This is a genomic window from uncultured Escherichia sp. (assembly GCF_948475835.1).
Taxonomy (GTDB): domain Bacteria; phylum Pseudomonadota; class Gammaproteobacteria; order Enterobacterales; family Enterobacteriaceae; genus ECMA0423.
Map to the genome: position 1 here is coordinate 14,321 of NZ_CAOLGM010000051.1, position 15,683 is coordinate 30,003.

11 protein-coding genes are annotated in these 15,683 nt (G+C 52.9%); 5 read left to right on the forward strand and 6 right to left on the reverse strand.

Features of this window, described 5'->3' with window-relative positions:
• Nucleotides 1–24 precede the first annotated feature (24 nt).
• Nucleotides 25–561 carry a hypoxanthine phosphoribosyltransferase gene (gene hpt / locus QZF50_RS11815; RefSeq protein WP_000683335.1) on the reverse strand — a complete coding sequence of 179 codons (537 nt, stop codon included), beginning with the start codon at nucleotides 559–561 and terminating at the stop codon, nucleotides 25–27.
• Between the two features lie 205 nt (nucleotides 562–766).
• Here hpt and gcd point away from each other — a divergent pair, with 205 nt between their 5' ends.
• Nucleotides 767–3,157, forward strand: coding sequence for a quinoprotein glucose dehydrogenase (gene gcd, locus QZF50_RS11820; protein WP_000996827.1), 2,391 nt, complete (start codon nucleotides 767–769; stop codon nucleotides 3,155–3,157).
• A gap of 46 nt (nucleotides 3,158–3,203) precedes the next feature.
• Here gcd and cueO read toward each other — a convergent pair whose 3' ends face one another.
• Entirely contained in the window at nucleotides 3,204–4,754 is a 1,551-nt protein-coding gene (gene cueO, locus QZF50_RS11825) for a multicopper oxidase CueO (protein WP_290388878.1), read from the reverse strand.
• Nucleotides 4,755–4,919: 165 nt separating this feature from the next.
• Between cueO and QZF50_RS11830 the strand changes: the two genes are divergently transcribed.
• The 3 genes from QZF50_RS11830 (at nucleotide 4,920) to speD (ending at nucleotide 7,049) form a co-directional block, all read left to right on the forward strand.
• Nucleotides 4,920–5,267, forward strand: coding sequence for a YacC family pilotin-like protein (locus QZF50_RS11830; RefSeq protein WP_001295568.1), 348 nt, complete (start codon nucleotides 4,920–4,922; stop codon nucleotides 5,265–5,267).
• A 105-nt stretch (nucleotides 5,268–5,372) separates the two neighbouring features.
• Nucleotides 5,373–6,239 (forward strand): polyamine aminopropyltransferase, encoded by an 867-nt coding sequence (speE, locus tag QZF50_RS11835; RefSeq protein ID WP_000818411.1) that lies wholly within the window; start codon nucleotides 5,373–5,375, stop codon nucleotides 6,237–6,239.
• Between the two features lie 15 nt (nucleotides 6,240–6,254).
• Nucleotides 6,255–7,049 carry an adenosylmethionine decarboxylase gene (speD, locus tag QZF50_RS11840; RefSeq protein WP_000734287.1) on the forward strand — a complete coding sequence of 265 codons (795 nt, stop codon included), beginning with the start codon at nucleotides 6,255–6,257 and terminating at the stop codon, nucleotides 7,047–7,049.
• A gap of 37 nt (nucleotides 7,050–7,086) precedes the next feature.
• Here the strand turns inward: speD and yacL are convergent, their stop codons facing one another.
• Both yacL and acnB read right to left on the reverse strand, forming a co-directional pair.
• Nucleotides 7,087–7,449 carry a protein YacL gene (gene yacL / locus QZF50_RS11845; RefSeq protein WP_000384306.1) on the reverse strand — a complete coding sequence of 121 codons (363 nt, stop codon included), beginning with the start codon at nucleotides 7,447–7,449 and terminating at the stop codon, nucleotides 7,087–7,089.
• A 174-nt stretch (nucleotides 7,450–7,623) separates the two neighbouring features.
• Nucleotides 7,624–10,221, reverse strand: coding sequence for a bifunctional aconitate hydratase 2/2-methylisocitrate dehydratase (gene acnB, locus QZF50_RS11850; protein ID WP_290388879.1), 2,598 nt, complete (start codon nucleotides 10,219–10,221; stop codon nucleotides 7,624–7,626).
• Nucleotides 10,222–10,575: 354 nt separating this feature from the next.
• Between acnB and QZF50_RS11855 the strand changes: the two genes are divergently transcribed.
• Nucleotides 10,576–12,429, forward strand: a complete 1,854-nt coding sequence (locus QZF50_RS11855) for a DUF3300 domain-containing protein (protein ID WP_000784506.1) — start codon at nucleotides 10,576–10,578, stop codon at nucleotides 12,427–12,429.
• 70 nt (nucleotides 12,430–12,499) lie between these two features.
• Here the strand turns inward: QZF50_RS11855 and lpdA are convergent, their stop codons facing one another.
• Both lpdA and aceF read right to left on the reverse strand, forming a co-directional pair.
• Nucleotides 12,500–13,924, reverse strand: coding sequence for a dihydrolipoyl dehydrogenase (gene lpdA, locus QZF50_RS11860; protein ID WP_000102485.1), 1,425 nt, complete (start codon nucleotides 13,922–13,924; stop codon nucleotides 12,500–12,502).
• 324 nt (nucleotides 13,925–14,248) lie between these two features.
• Nucleotides 14,249–15,683 (reverse strand): pyruvate dehydrogenase complex dihydrolipoyllysine-residue acetyltransferase (gene aceF / locus QZF50_RS11865; RefSeq protein WP_146347257.1); only part of this gene is annotated, 1,435 nt, incomplete at its 5' end.

Sequence of the window (15,683 nt, forward strand, 5' to 3'; positions counted from 1 at the left end):
GCAACACATCCGGCAACTTCACACTTACTCGTCCAGCAGAATCACTTTGCCGATATACGGCAGATGACGGTAACGCTGTGCGTAATCAATGCCGTAACCCACCACAAACTCATCCGGGATCGAGAAACCGATAAATTCAACCGGGACGTTCACTTCACGACGGGACGGTTTATCCAGCAGCGTACAAATCGCCAGCGACTTCGGTTCGCGCAGGCTTAAGATCTCACGCACTTTCGACAGTGTATTCCCCGAGTCGATGATATCTTCAACAATCAGCACGTCCTTGCCACGGATATCTTCATCCAGATCTTTGAGGATTTTCACATCACGGGTGGTGGACATGCCGCTACCGTAGCTGGAGGCGGTCATAAAGTCGACTTCATGAGATACCTGAACTTCACGGCACAGGTCCGCCATAAACATAAATGAGCCACGCAGCAGACCAACCAGCACCATATCGCTGCCGCTGTCTTTGTAACGCTCAGTAATCTGACGACCCAGTTCGGCGATACGCGCTTTAATCTCCGCTTCGGGGATCATTACTTCTACAGTATGTTTCATATCTCTAACCATATGATTTAAAAACAAATCACTTCGCACGGGCAGGTTTTGGCACCGCAACAAAGCGCAAGACACGCAGTATACCAGTAAAACTATTCATTCGCGGAATCTGTTAATAAAGCTCGAATTGTGATGACGATCACACATGTTAAAACCTATAATTAATTGCTACTAAAATATTAATGAATTGAAATGGTGTCTCTTTATGGCAATTAACAATACAGGCTCGCGACGATTACTCGTCACGCTAACAGCCCTTTTTGCAGCGCTTTGCGGGCTGTATCTACTCATTGGCGGAGGCTGGCTGGTCGCGATTGGCGGCTCCTGGTACTACCCTATCGCTGGTCTTGTGATGCTCGGCGTCGCCTGGATGCTGTGGCGCAGTAAACGTGCCGCGCTTTGGCTGTACGCAGCCCTGCTGCTCGGCACCATGATTTGGGGCGTCTGGGAAGTTGGTTTCGACTTCTGGGCGCTGACTCCGCGCAGCGACATTCTGGTCTTCTTCGGCATCTGGCTGATCCTGCCGTTTGTCTGGCGTCGCCTGGTCATTCCTGCCAGCGGCGCAGTTGCCGCACTGGTGGTGGCACTGCTGATTAGCGGTGGTATCCTGACCTGGGCCGGATTTAACGATCCGCAGGAAATCAACGGCACCTTAAGCGCCAATGCCACACCTGCGGAAGCTATCTCACCCGTTGCCGATCAGGACTGGCCTGCCTATGGTCGCAATCAGGAAGGTCAACGCTTTTCACCTCTGAAACAAATTAACGCCGATAACGTCCATAATCTGAAAGAAGCCTGGGTGTTCCGTACTGGCGATGTGAAGCAGCCGAACGATCCGGGCGAAATCACCAATGAAGTGACGCCGATTAAAGTGGGCGACACCCTTTACCTGTGTACCGCTCACCAGCGCCTGTTTGCGCTCGATGCCGCCAGCGGCAAAGAGAAATGGCATTACGATCCTGAGCTGAAAACTAACGAGTCTTTCCAGCACGTAACCTGCCGTGGCGTCTCTTATCATGAAGCCAAAGCAGAAACGGCTTCACCGGAAGTGATGGCGGATTGCCCGCGTCGTATCATTCTTCCGGTCAATGATGGTCGACTGATTGCGATTAACGCTGAAAACGGCAAACTGTGCGAAACCTTCGCCAATAAAGGCGTGCTCAATCTGCAAAGCAATATGCCAGACACCAAACCGGGTCTGTATGAACCGACTTCGCCACCGATTATCACCGATAAAACCATCGTGATGGCCGGTTCAGTTACCGATAACTTCTCAACCCGCGAAACGTCTGGCGTGATCCGTGGTTTTGATGTCAACACCGGGGAGCTGCTGTGGGCTTTTGATCCCGGCGCGAAAGATCCGAACGCAATCCCGTCTGACGAACACACCTTTACCTTTAACTCGCCAAACTCCTGGGCACCAGCGGCCTATGACGCGAAGCTGGATCTGGTCTATCTGCCGATGGGCGTGACCACGCCGGATATCTGGGGCGGTAACCGCACACCGGAACAGGAACGTTATGCCAGCTCGATTCTGGCGCTGAATGCCACTACCGGGAAACTGGCGTGGAGCTACCAGACCGTTCACCACGACCTGTGGGACATGGATCTTCCGGCACAGCCGACGCTGGCGGACATCACCGTTAATGGTCAGAAAGTGCCAGTTATTTACGCTCCGGCGAAAACCGGCAACATTTTTGTGCTCGATCGTCGCAATGGCGAACTGGTGGTTCCGGCCCCGGAAAAACCGGTGCCGCAAGGTGCTGCGAAAGGCGATTACGTTACTCCGACCCAGCCGTTCTCTGAACTGAGCTTCCGTCCGAAGAAAGATTTGAGCGGTGCGGATATGTGGGGAGCCACCATGTTTGACCAACTGGTGTGCCGCGTGATGTTCCACCAGATGCGCTATGAAGGCATTTTCACGCCGCCATCTGAACAGGGCACGCTGGTCTTCCCGGGTAACCTGGGAATGTTTGAATGGGGCGGGATTTCCGTTGATCCAAATCGTGAAGTGGCAATTGCCAACCCAATGGCACTGCCGTTTGTTTCGAAACTGATCCCACGCGGTCCGGGTAACCCGATGGAGCAGCCGAAAGATGCCAAAGGCACGGGTACGGAATCCGGCATTCAGCCACAGTACGGTGTACCGTATGGTGTCACGCTCAACCCGTTCCTCTCACCGTTTGGTCTGCCGTGTAAACAGCCAGCATGGGGTTATATCTCGGCGCTGGATCTGAAAACCAATGAAGTGGTGTGGAAGAAACGTATTGGTACGCCGCAAGACAGTATGCCGTTCCCGATGCCTGTACCGGTGCCGTTCAATATGGGTATGCCGATGCTGGGCGGGCCAATCTCCACGGCGGGTAACGTGCTGTTTATCGCTGCTACGGCAGATAACTACCTGCGCGCTTACAACATGAGCAACGGTGAAAAACTGTGGCAGGGCCGTTTACCAGCGGGTGGTCAGGCGACGCCAATGACCTATGAAGTGAATGGCAAGCAGTATGTGGTGATCTCCGCAGGCGGTCACGGTTCATTTGGTACGAAGATGGGCGACTATATTGTGGCTTATGCGCTGCCGGATGATGTGAAATAACCATAATGCCCGGAGAGATCCGGGCATATTTCCGAATACGGTCTTTTTATACCGTAAACCCTAACATCATCCCCGTATCTTCATGCTCCAGCAGATGGCAGTGCGCCATATAAGCATGTTCTTTCGGTGCGTTGTGATTAAACTTCACCAGCACTTCACTGACATTGCCTTCTACCTTAACGGTATCTTTCCAGCCCGCGCGATGAGCCGCTGGCGGTTTGCCATTTTCTGACAAGATACGGAACTGGGTGCCGTGAATATGGAACGGATGCAGCATCATGTCGCCCACGCCAGAGATAACCCAACGTTCGTACTGCCCTTTCGCCGCCGCAAACATCGGCTTATTCATATCAAACGCCTGACCGTTGATTTTATTGGCATGGGGGAAATCGAACTTCCCGCCGTGGTTCATATGATTCATATTACCGTGCCCCATATGGCCCATCATCTGGCTGTGATCCATTCCGGCCATCGCCTGATCGCCATATTTCTCCATTAGCATCTGCATACCCATCATATCGAGCATCGGGTCCATAGAAAGTTGCAGCTTGCGTACCGTCAGCCCTTCCAGCGAAGGTAACGCAGGCAGGCTACTTAATGTGTCTGGCAAAGCACCGGAGGCACTAATAGCAATCGGCTGAATCCGCATTACCGGATGCGGCTTGTCAAACGGCGCAATCGCCATCCCCATCTGGCTGACCGGTAGCGTCACCAGGTCAAAGGGTTTGTTGTCGTTAACCTCCACCAGCACTTCAAAACGCTCGCCCATCAGCACCGGCAGCTCGCTCACCTTCACCGGTTCAGGTAGCAGACCACCGTCGCTGGCAATCACATACAGCGGGCGATTGTCGCTGGTGGCGAAATTGAGCGAGCGGGCATTACAGCCATTGAGCAAACGCAGGCGCAGCCAACCACGCGGGGCAGCGTGTTGTGGGTAGATTGCACCGTTGGTCAGCAGCGTATCGCCAAACCAGCCCACGGCGGCGGTCATCACATCCAGTTGATAATCAATCTGCCCATCAGCGTTAAATTTTTTATCCTGAACAATCACCGGAACATCATCGATACCCCACTGTTTTGGCAGCATTAATTTCAGGACCTCGTCATCTTCAATTACCACCAGCCCAGCCAACCCCATCGCCACCTGTCGCCCGGTCTTGCCATGTTGATGTGGATGGAACCAGCAAGTAGCGGCAGGTTGATCAACGTTCAACGTCACCGAGCGCTTGCCACCTGGCAGAATAATTCCCTGCGGGCCGCCGTCGACTTCACCCGGTACTTCCAGCCCGTGCCAGTGCAACGTCGTCTCTTCCGTCAGTTGGTTATAGATATCAACCGTTACCGCTTTGCCGCGCTGTAATTTCACCGCCGGCCCCAGCAGATTGCCGTTATAGCCCCAGGTAGTTGCAGTTTTCTCGCCAAAGGTAGACTGACCTGCGCCAATAGTTAACTGAATGCGATTACGGGCATCGGTCGTGAGCAAATCAGGGATCGGTAACGTTGGGCGTTCCGCCGCAAAGACTGCGCGGCTCCACAGCGGCAAGGCTGAAGCCACACCCAGCGCGACGGAATATTTTAAGAAATCACGACGTTGCATAGTTATTTCCTTATTCTTAAGCAGGCGAAACAAAATCAAACGTTGAGCATAGTCCTTCCCCTTACGGGAAGGTCAAGCCGCAGACACAATTTAATCGACAATAATGGTCGTCGCCTCGCTCGCAGTGTGCTAACGTTTATCTTCTTTAAGCCCCTGGTAGAAGCAATGAAGACGTTTTTCAGAACAGTGTTATTCGGCAGCCTGATGGCCGTTTGCGCAAACAGTTACGCGCTCAGCGAGTCTGAAGCCGAAGATATGGCCGATTTAACGGCAGTTTTTGTCTTTCTGAAGAACGATTGTGGTTACCAGAACTTACCTAACGGGCAAATTCGTCGCGCACTGGTCTTTTTCGCCCAGCAAAACCAGTGGGATCTCAGTAATTACGACACCTTCGACATGAAAGCCCTCGGTGAAGACAGCTACCGCGATCTCAGCGGCATTGGCATTCCCGTCGCTAAAAAGTGCAAAGCCCTGGCCCGCGATTCCTTAAGCCTGCTTGCCTACGTCAAATAATCCCTGATACCTTTTTGTAGAAATATTGACCGTGCATCCGCGGTCAATGTTAGCTATTATGTTGCGCCCTTTTTTTACGGGTGTTAACAAAGGAGGTATCAACCCATGGCCGAAAAAAAACAGTGGCATGAAACGCTACACGACCAGTTTGGGCAGTACTTTGCGGTAGATAACGTTCTGTATCATGAAAAGACCGATCACCAGGATCTGATCATTTTTGAGAACGCTGCATTTGGTCGCGTAATGGCGCTGGATGGCGTAGTACAAACCACCGAGCGCGACGAGTTTATCTATCATGAGATGATGACCCATGTTCCGCTACTGGCCCATGGTCACGCGAAACATGTGCTGATTATCGGCGGCGGCGACGGTGCCATGCTGCGTGAAGTAACCCGACATAAAAACGTTGAGTCAATCACGATGGTGGAAATCGATGCGGGTGTCGTATCGTTCTGCCGTCAGTATCTACCCAACCATAACGCCGGTAGCTACGACGATCCGCGCTTTAAGCTGGTGATCGACGATGGCGTCAATTTCGTTAATCAAACCAGCCAGACCTTTGATGTCATTATCTCCGACTGCACCGATCCTATCGGTCCCGGCGAAAGCCTTTTCACTTCGGCATTTTATGAAGGCTGCAAACGTTGCCTGAATCCTGGCGGTATCTTCGTCGCACAAAACGGCGTCTGCTTTTTACAGCAGGAAGAAGCCATCGACAGCCATCGCAAACTCAGCCATTACTTCAGCGACGTTGGCTTTTATCAGGCGGCGATCCCGACCTATTACGGCGGTATCATGACTTTTGCATGGGCGACAGATAACGACGCCTTACGCCATCTCTCAACCGAAATTATTCAGGCGCGTTTTCTCGCTTCTGGCCTGAAATGCCGTTATTACAATCCGGCAATCCATACGGCAGCTTTTGCCTTACCTCAGTATCTGCAAGACGCACTGGCTTCACAGCCGTCCTAAGGAGAAGATAAGAAATTGAAAAAACTGAAACTGCATGGCTTTAATAATCTGACCAAAAGTCTGAGTTTTTGTATTTACGATATCTGCTACGCCAAAACTGCCGAAGAGCGCGACGGTTATATTGCTTATATCGATGAACTCTATAATGCCAACCGTCTGACCGAAATCCTGTCAGAAACCTGTTCCATTATCGGGGCCAATATTCTTAACATCGCCCGCCAGGATTACGAACCACAGGGTGCCAGCGTCACTATTCTGGTGAGTGAAGAACCGGTCGACCCGAAACTCATCGACAAAACAGAACACCCCGGCCCACTGCCAGAAACGGTCGTTGCCCATCTCGATAAAAGTCATATTTGCGTACATACCTACCCGGAAAGTCATCCTGAAGGCGGTTTATGTACCTTCCGCGCCGATATTGAAGTCTCTACCTGCGGCGTGATTTCTCCGCTGAAGGCGCTGAATTACCTGATCCACCAGCTTGAGTCCGATATCGTAACCATTGATTATCGCGTGCGCGGTTTTACCCGCGACATTAACGGTATGAAGCACTTTATCGACCATGAGATTAATTCGATTCAGAACTTTATGTCTGACGATATGAAGGCGCTGTATGACATGGTGGATGTGAACGTCTATCAGGAAAATATCTTCCATACCAAGATGTTGCTTAAAGAGTTCGACCTTAAGCACTACATGTTCCACACCAAACCGGAAGATTTAACCGACAGCGAGCGCCAGGAAATTACCGCTGCGCTGTGGAAAGAAATGCGCGAGATTTATTACGGGCGCAATATGCCAGCTGTTTAACGGCTCTGGCGGAGCTCCCAGGCTCCGCCAGATTTATTTACTTCTGCTGCACGAAATTGCGGTAAGCCGCCACGACCTGCAGAAAATCCTCAACGCCGCATAGCGACAGGCTTTCTTCGTCGTAGTAGTTCATCCCCTCTTCCATTTCATCGCCAGCGAATTCCAGTTGATTGGCGCGAACCATCACCTCTTCACCGTCCATCCACAGGGTGTATTCATGCCCTGCCCGTTGCCAGGACCGTTCGCTACCTTTCAGTGCGTGCGCTGCTTGTTCCACTTCATCAAGCAAGGCCAGGTTTTCTTTCACCTCTTCATTAAACCAGTGCCCGACCACTTCATGCCCCATGGACATACGCACCTTTACCACTCCGGTAATATCGCGCAGAAATTCGTAATCCATAGTGTGTTCCTCTGCTCCCGGCAATGCGCCGAAATCGCATTGCGCCATTGATGTAATTATCGCAGCCTTACCGGAGAAAAACAGCGGAACGGCGATGGTTTAGAAATAAAAAATGCCCGGGAATCTCATTCACCGGGCATTGTGTCGTTTATGCGCAGCGCGTGCGCTTACTTATTACACCGCAGTCTGGAAAATCACCCCATCGGCTTTTTCGGTGTACTGAGAAAGCTGGTTGAAGTTCAGATAACGATAAGTATCAACGGCAGTTTTATCTACTTGCGCAACGTAGGTCTGGTACTCTTCCGGCGTCGGCAGTTTGCCAATCAGCGCCGCAACAGCCGCCAGTTCTGCAGAAGCCAGGAAGACATTCGCGCCAGTCCCCAGACGGTTCGGGAAGTTACGGGTAGAGGTGGAAACCACCGTCGCACCGTCTGCTACACGCGCCTGGTTACCCATACACAGGGAACAGCCAGGGATCTCGATACGCGCACCGCTCTTACCGAAGACGCTGTAGTAGCCTTCTTCAGTCAACTGTGCGGCGTCCATACGGGTTGGCGGTGCCACCCACAGGCGGGTCGGCAACTGGCCTTTATGCGCATCCAGCAGTTTACCCGCAGCACGGAAGTGACCGATGTTAGTCATGCAAGAACCGATAAATACTTCGTCGATCTTCTCGCCCTGTACCGCAGACAGCGGACGCGCGTCATCCGGGTCGTTCGGAGCACACAGGATTGGCTCTTTAATATCCGCCAGATCGATGTCAATCACTGCCGCGTATTCCGCATCTGCATCGGCTTCCAGCAGCTCAGGATTCGCCAGCCATTTTTCCATGCCCTGAATACGACGTTCGAGGGTACGACGATCGCCATAACCTTCCGCGATCATCCACTTCAGCAGGACGATGTTAGAGTTCAGGTATTCGATGATCGGTTCTTTGTTCAGCTTGATAGTACAACCAGCGGCAGAACGCTCAGCGGACGCATCGGTCAGTTCAAATGCCTGCTCAACTTTCAGATCCGGCAGACCTTCAATTTCCAGAATGCGACCAGAGAAGATGTTTTTCTTGCCTTTCTTCTCAACGGTCAGCAGACCTTGTTTGATCGCATACAGCGGGATCGCGTGTACCAGATCGCGCAGGGTGATGCCCGGCTGCATTTTGCCTTTGAAGCGCACCAGAACGGATTCCGGCATATCCAGCGGCATTACGCCTGTTGCGGCTGCAAATGCCACCAGACCAGAACCCGCCGGGAAAGAGATACCGATCGGGAAACGGGTATGGGAGTCACCTCCGGTACCGACGGTATCCGGCAGCAGCATACGGTTCAGCCAGGAGTGGATTACGCCGTCACCCGGACGCAGCGACACACCGCCACGGTTCATAATGAAGTCCGGCAGCGTGTGGTGCGTGTTCACGTCAACTGGCTTCGGATACGCCGCGGTGTGGCAGAAAGACTGCATCACCAGGTCAGCCGAGAAGCCCAGGCACGCCAGGTCTTTCAGTTCATCACGGGTCATCGGGCCGGTGGTGTCCTGAGAGCCTACAGAAGTCATTTTCGGTTCGCAGTACGCGCCCGGACGAATGCCTTTCACGCCACAGGCACGGCCTACCATTTTCTGCGCCAGCGAGAAGCCGCGATCGCTCTCAGCGACATCTTTCGCCTGACGGAACACATCACTGTGCGGCAGACCAAGTGCTTCACGCGCTTTGGTGGTCAGGCCACGCCCGATAATCAGCGGGATACGGCCGCCAGCACGCACTTCATCAATCAGCACGTCGGTTTTCAGTTCGAAGGTCGCCAGCAGTTGGCCTGTTTCGTGGTTACGCACTTCACCTTTGTACGGGTAAACGTCAATCACGTCGCCCATGTTCAGGTTAGAGACGTCGACTTCGATTGGCAGTGCACCCGCGTCTTCCATCGTGTTAAAGAAGATGGGTGCAATTTTACCGCCGAGGCACAAACCACCGCCGCGTTTGTTCGGCACATGTGGAATATCATCGCCCATAAACCACAGAACGGAGTTAGTGGCGGATTTACGCGAAGAACCCGTACCCACAACGTCACCGACGTACGCCAGCGGGAAACCTTTCTGTTGCAGAGCTTCGATTTGCTTGATCGGACCAACAACACCAGGCTGGTCTGGCTCAATACCTTCACGGGCGTTTTTCAGCATCGCCAGCGCGTGCAGTGGGATATCCGGGCGTGACCACGCATCCGGTGCCGGAGAAAGGTCATCGGTGTTAGTTTCGCCAGTGACTTTGAAGACGGTAACGGTCAGTTTTTCAGCCAGCGCCGGGCGATTCAGGAACCATTCGGCATCCGCCCAGGACTGCATTACCTGCTTCGCATATTCGTTGCCTGCTTTCGCTTTCTCTTCTACGTCATAGAAGTTATCGAACATCAGCAGTGTGTGAGAAAGTGCTTTGGCAGCGATCGGTGCCAGTTTGGCATCATCCAGCGCGTCGATCAGCGGATGAATGTTGTAACCACCCTGCATGGTGCCCAGCAGTTCGATGGCTTTTTCCGGAGTCAGCAGAGGGGATTTGGCTTCGCCTTTCGCGATAGCAGCCAGGAAGCCTGCTTTGACATAGGCGGCTTCATCGACGCCAGGGGGAACACGGTTGGTTAACAGATCTAACAGGAATTCTTCTTCGCCCGCGGGCGGGTTTTTCAGCAGCTCTACAAGTGCGGCCATTTGGTTTGCATCCAGGGGTTTGGGCGCAATCCCCTCAGCGGCACGCTCAGCTACGTGCTTACGGTATTCTTCTAGCACGACGGTTCTCCTCGCTCTCATTGTCATAGTGCGGCAGGCGATTCTCTTCACGCTCCTGTGAGACAGCAGTTTGTAGGGTAAATGCCCAGTACCGCAACGGGCAGAATAGCAGGATTTTGACGATGTGTTAATCTGTTTACAAAAAAGCAACATAAAAAAGTGGCTGAATCGTTAAGGATGGTCTAGAGATTGTTTCCCTCCGTAAAAACTTCGTTAATTCGCATGGTGATAATCACCTTTCTCAACGAATCCCAAGATTAGTCAAAATTTAAACTACCGCCTCTTTATACTCGGATTCACAGCACCTGCGGGTGGCAGTTCGCCGACCATTGCGATTTCCTTGAGATCCGAATTATGAAAATGACTTTGCCGTTTAAACCCCATGTGCTGGCGCTAATTTGCAGTGCCGGGCTTTGTGCCGCCTCTACCGGGCTATATATAAAAAGCCGCACAGTGGAAGCGCCTGTGGAACCGCAATCGACACAACAGACTGCGCCTGACATCACCGCAGTTACGCTTCCTGCAACGGTTTCCGCACCGCCCGTAACGCCCGCCGTCGTCAAATCCGCATTCAGCACTGCACAAATCGATCAATGGGTTGCGCCTGTCGCGCTGTACCCCGATTCTCTGCTTTCACAAGTGTTAATGGCATCAACCTATCCGGCAAACGTTGCTCAAGCAGTGCAATGGTCGCACGATAATCCACTTAAACAAGGCGATGCTGCTATTCAGGCGGTATCTGACCAGCCGTGGGACGCCAGCGTTAAATCACTGGTGGCCTTTCCACAATTGATGGCATTGATGGGCGAAAACCCGCAATGGGTGCAAAACCTGGGCGATGCTTTTCTGGCGCAGCCGCAGGACGTGATGGACTCGGTACAGCGATTGCGGCAACTGGCGCAACAAACCGGCTCGCTGAAGTCATCAACCGAACAGAAAGTTATTACCACAACGAAGAAAGCTGTACCGGTAACACAGACAGTCACGGCTCCCGTCATACCATCCAATACCGTTTCAACTGCCAGCCCCGTCATTACAGAGCCTGCAACAACCGTCATTTCCATTGAGCCCGCCAATCCTGATGTGGTCTATATTCCCAACTACAACCCAACCGTGGTTTACGGGAACTGGGCCAATACTGCGTATCCGCCGGTTTATCTGCCACCACCAGCCGGAGAACCGTTTATTGACAGCTTTGTGCGCGGATTCGGCTATAGCATGGGTGTTGCTACCACGTACGCACTATTCAGCAGCATCGACTGGGACGACGACGATCATGACCATCATCATCATGACGATGATGATTATCATCACCACGATGGCGGTCATCGTGACGGTAATGGCTGGCAACACAACGGCGACAACATCAATATCGACGTCAACAATTTCAACCGTATCACCGGTGAGCATCTTACTGATAAGAATATGGCATGGCGGCACAATCCAAACTACCGTAATGGTGTGCCCTATCATGATCAGGATATGGCAAAGCGGTTTCATCAAACCGATGTCAACGGCGGAATGAGCGCCACGCAGCTACCTGCTCCAACACGCGACAGCCAGCGTCAGGCGGCAGCAAGTCAGTTTCAGCAACGAACACACGCCGCCCCCGTCATTACACGAGATACCCAACGTCAGGCAGCGGCACAGCGGTTTAATGAAGCTGAAAACTATGGGAGCTATGACGACTTCCGCGACTTCAGCCGTCGCCAACCACTGACCCAGCAACAAAAGGACGCCGCTCGTCAGCGTTATCAGTCGGCCTCGCCTGAGCAGCGCCAGGCAGTCCGCGAGAAAATGCAGACTAACCCACAGATCCAGCAGCGAAGAGACGCAGCGCGTGAGCGTATTCAGTCCGCCTCGCCTGAGCAGCGCCAGGCAGTCCGCGAGAAAATGCAGACTAACCCACAGATCCAGCAGCGAAGAGACGCAGCGCGTGAGCGTATTCAGTCAGCCTCGCCTGAGCAGCGCCAGGTGTTTAAGGAAAAAGTACAGCAGCGCCCACTGAACCAACAGCAACGTGATAACGCCCGCCAGCGTGTTCAATCAGCATCACCTGAACAACGTCAGGTTTTTCGGGAAAAAGTTCAGGAGAGCCGCCCACAACGTCTAAACGACAGTAACCATACTGTCAGGCTGAATAACGAGCAACGGTCAGCAGTACGCGAACGTCTCTCTGAGCGCGGAGCAAGGCGACAGGAAAGGTAAATTGCAGACGTAAAAAAAGCGGCGTGGTTAGCCGCTTTTTTAATTGCCGGATGTTCCGGCAAACGAACAATTACTTCTTCTTCGCTTTCGGGTTCGGCAGGTCGGTAATGCTACCTTCGAACACTTCTGCCGCCAGGCCCACAGACTCGTGCAGAGTCGGGTGCGCGTGGATGGTCAGTGCGATGTCTTCAGCATCACAACCCATTTCGATTGCCAGGCCGATTTCACCCAGCAGCTCGCCGCCGTTGGTACCGACAATCGCACCACCGATCACACGGTGAGATTCTTTGTCGAAAATCAGCTTGGTCATACCGTCTGCGCAGTCGGAAGCGATAGCACGACCAGAAGCAGCCCACGGGAAGGTGGCGGTTTCATAGCTGATGCCTTTCTCTTTCGCTTCTTTCTCAGTCAGACCTACCCATGCAACTTCTGGTTCGGTATAGGCGATGGACGGGATAACTTTCGGATCGAAGTAGTGTTTCTTACCGGCGATAACTTCAGCGGCAACGTGACCTTCGTGAACACCTTTGTGTGCCAGCATCGGCTGACCGACGATATCGCCGATAGCAAAGATGTGCGGTACGTTGGTACGCAGCTGTTTGTCAACGCGGATGAAACCACGGTCGTCCACTTCCACGCCAGCTTTGCCTGCGTCGAGGTTTTTACCGTTCGGCACACGACCAATCGCTACCAGCACGGCGTCGTAACGCTGCGGTTCAGCGGGTGCTTTTTTGCCTTCCATCGTCACATAAATACCGTCTTCTTTCGCTTCAACGGCGGTAACTTTGGTTTCCAGCATCAGGTTGAATTTCTTGCTGATACGCTTGGTGAAGACTTTAACGATGTCTTTGTCAGCTGCCGGGATAACCTGGTCGAACATTTCAACCACGTCAATCTGTGAACCCAGCGCGTGGTATACGGTGCCCATTTCCAGACCGATGATACCGCCACCCATTACCAGCAGGCGTTCTGGTACTTCTTTCAGTTCCAGCGCGTCAGTGGAGTCCCAGATACGCGGATCTTCATGCGGAATAAACGGCAGTTGGATCGGGCGAGAACCCGCTGCAATGATCGCATTGTCGAAGTTGATCACGGTTTTGCCGTTCTCACCTTCAACTTCCAGGGTGTTAGCCCCGGTGAATTTACCCAGACCGTTGACCACTTTGACTTTGCGGCCTTTCGCCATACCAGCCAGACCACCGGTCAGCTGATTGATCACTTTCTCTTTCCAGGTACGAATCTTGTCAATATCGGTTTTCGGTTCGCCGAAGACGATACCGTGTTCAGCCAGCGCTTTGGCTTCTTCGATAACTTTTGCTACGTGCAGCAGTGCTTTAGAAGGGATACAGCCGACGTTCAGGCAAACACCGCCAAGGGTGTTGTAACGTTCTACGATTACGGTTTCCAGACCTAAATCAGCGCAACGGAAGGCAGCGGAGTAACCTGCGGGGCCTGCCCCAAGTACCACGACCTGAGTTTTGATTTCAGTACTCATCATGACCTCTATATATTTATCTCCGGCGGTCATACCCGTCGTCTTTCAGGCCGCAGCGGCGTTAGCTTCACGCCCTCACCCCAGTCACTTACTTATGTAAGCTCCTGGGGATTCTGGCGCTTGCTACCTTGCTGCACCCAGAAATCCATAGGGTATGTGAAGTAATACCCTAACCACCACCGGGTCGTTCTATCCGTCGGTATTTTACAAAATTGTTAACAATTTTTAAACAACAAACGGCAACCGATTTGTCTATTCGCTAATAACCTCAATACATTCATGAGATTACCAGAAAAAAGCCGGCCGTTGGGCCGGCTCTTTTACTTACATCACCAGACGGCGAATGTCAGACAGCGTGTTGTTAATGATGGTAATGAAACGGGCACCATCAGCACCGTCGATCACGCGGTGGTCGAAGGAGAGAGAAATCGGCAGCATCAGACGCGGCACGAACTCTTTACCATTCCACACCGGCTCCATCGCGGACTTGGAAACGCCGAGGATAGCCACTTCCGGCGCGTTCACAATCGGCGCGAAGTGGGTAGTACCCAGGCCGCCGATGCTGGAGATGGTGAAGCAACCGCCCTGCATTTCGCCCGCAGTCAGCTTACCGTCACGCGCTTTCTTAGAAATAGTCATCAGCTCGCGAGACAGCTCGATGATGCCTTTCTTGTTGACGTCTTTGAATACCGGAACAACCAGACCGTTCGGGGTATCCACCGCCACACCGATGTTGATGTATTTCTTCAGGGTCAGACGCTGACCGTCTTCCGACAACGAACTGTTGAAGCGAGGCATCTGCTCAAGAGCTGCAGCAACGGCTTTCATGATGAAGACAACCGGGGTGATCTTCACATCCAGCTTACGTTTCGCCGCTTCTTCGTTCTGCTGTTTACGGAACGCTTCCAGCTCGGTGATATCGGTTTTGTCGAAGTGAGTAACATGCGGGATCATCACCCAGTTACGGCTCAGGTTCGCACCAGAAATTTTCTGGATACGGCCCAGTTCCACTTCTTCGATTTCACCAAACTTGCTGAAGTCCACCTTCGGCCACGGCAGCATGCCTGGGATACCGCCGCCAGTCGCCGCCGGAGCTGCTTCTGCACGTTTGATAGCTTCTTTCACGTAAGCCTGAACGTCTTCGCGCAGGATACGACCTTTACGGCCAGTGCCCTTCACTTTCGCCAGGTTAACGCCAAACTCGCGTGCCAGACGGCGGATCAGCGGAGTCGCGTGAACGTAAGCGTCGTTTTCTGCAAATTCAGATTTGCCTTCCGCTTTCGCAGCCGGTGCTGCTGCCGGAGCTTCAGCTTTTGCTGCCGGAGCCGGCGCTGCCGCTTCCTGTTTCGCAGGAGCTGCCGCAGGCGCTGCGCCTTCAACTTCGAAGATCATAATCAGCGAGCCAGTTTTCACTTTATCGCCAACGTTGACTTTCAGTTCCTTCACGACGCCTGCAAACGGAGCCGGAACTTCCATAGAAGCTTTGTCGCCTTCTACGGTAATCAGTGACTGTTCAGCGGCAACTTTGTCGCCCACTTTCACCATCACTTCGGTCACTTCAACTTCGTCACCGCCGATATCCGGAACGTTAACTTCTTTCACGCCAGCCGCTGGTGCAGGGGCCGCTGCCGGAGCCGCTTCCTGTTTAGCCGCCGGAGCTGCCGCGCCTGCTTCACCCGCGACTTCGAAGACCATAATCAGCGAACCGGTAGACACTTTGTCACCCACGTTCACTTTGATCTCTTTCACGGTGCCAGCA

What these genes read in the sequence shown, in the direction of transcription:
- QZF50_RS11830 (WP_001295568.1), top strand. Translation starts at nt 4,920, where the DNA reads ATGAAGACGTTTTTCAGAACAGTGTTATTCGGCAGCCTGATGGCCGTT.
- cueO (WP_290388878.1), bottom strand. Translation starts at nt 4,754, where the DNA reads ATGCAACGTCGTGATTTCTTAAAATATTCCGTCGCGCTGGGTGTGGCT.
- lpdA (WP_000102485.1), bottom strand. Translation starts at nt 13,924, where the DNA reads ATGAGTACTGAAATCAAAACTCAGGTCGTGGTACTTGGGGCAGGCCCC.
- QZF50_RS11855 (WP_000784506.1), top strand. Translation starts at nt 10,576, where the DNA reads ATGAAAATGACTTTGCCGTTTAAACCCCATGTGCTGGCGCTAATTTGC.
- gcd (WP_000996827.1), top strand. Translation starts at nt 767, where the DNA reads ATGGCAATTAACAATACAGGCTCGCGACGATTACTCGTCACGCTAACA.
- yacL (WP_000384306.1), bottom strand. Translation starts at nt 7,449, where the DNA reads ATGGATTACGAATTTCTGCGCGATATTACCGGAGTGGTAAAGGTGCGT.
- speE (WP_000818411.1), top strand. Translation starts at nt 5,373, where the DNA reads ATGGCCGAAAAAAAACAGTGGCATGAAACGCTACACGACCAGTTTGGG.
- hpt (WP_000683335.1), bottom strand. Translation starts at nt 561, where the DNA reads ATGAAACATACTGTAGAAGTAATGATCCCCGAAGCGGAGATTAAAGCG.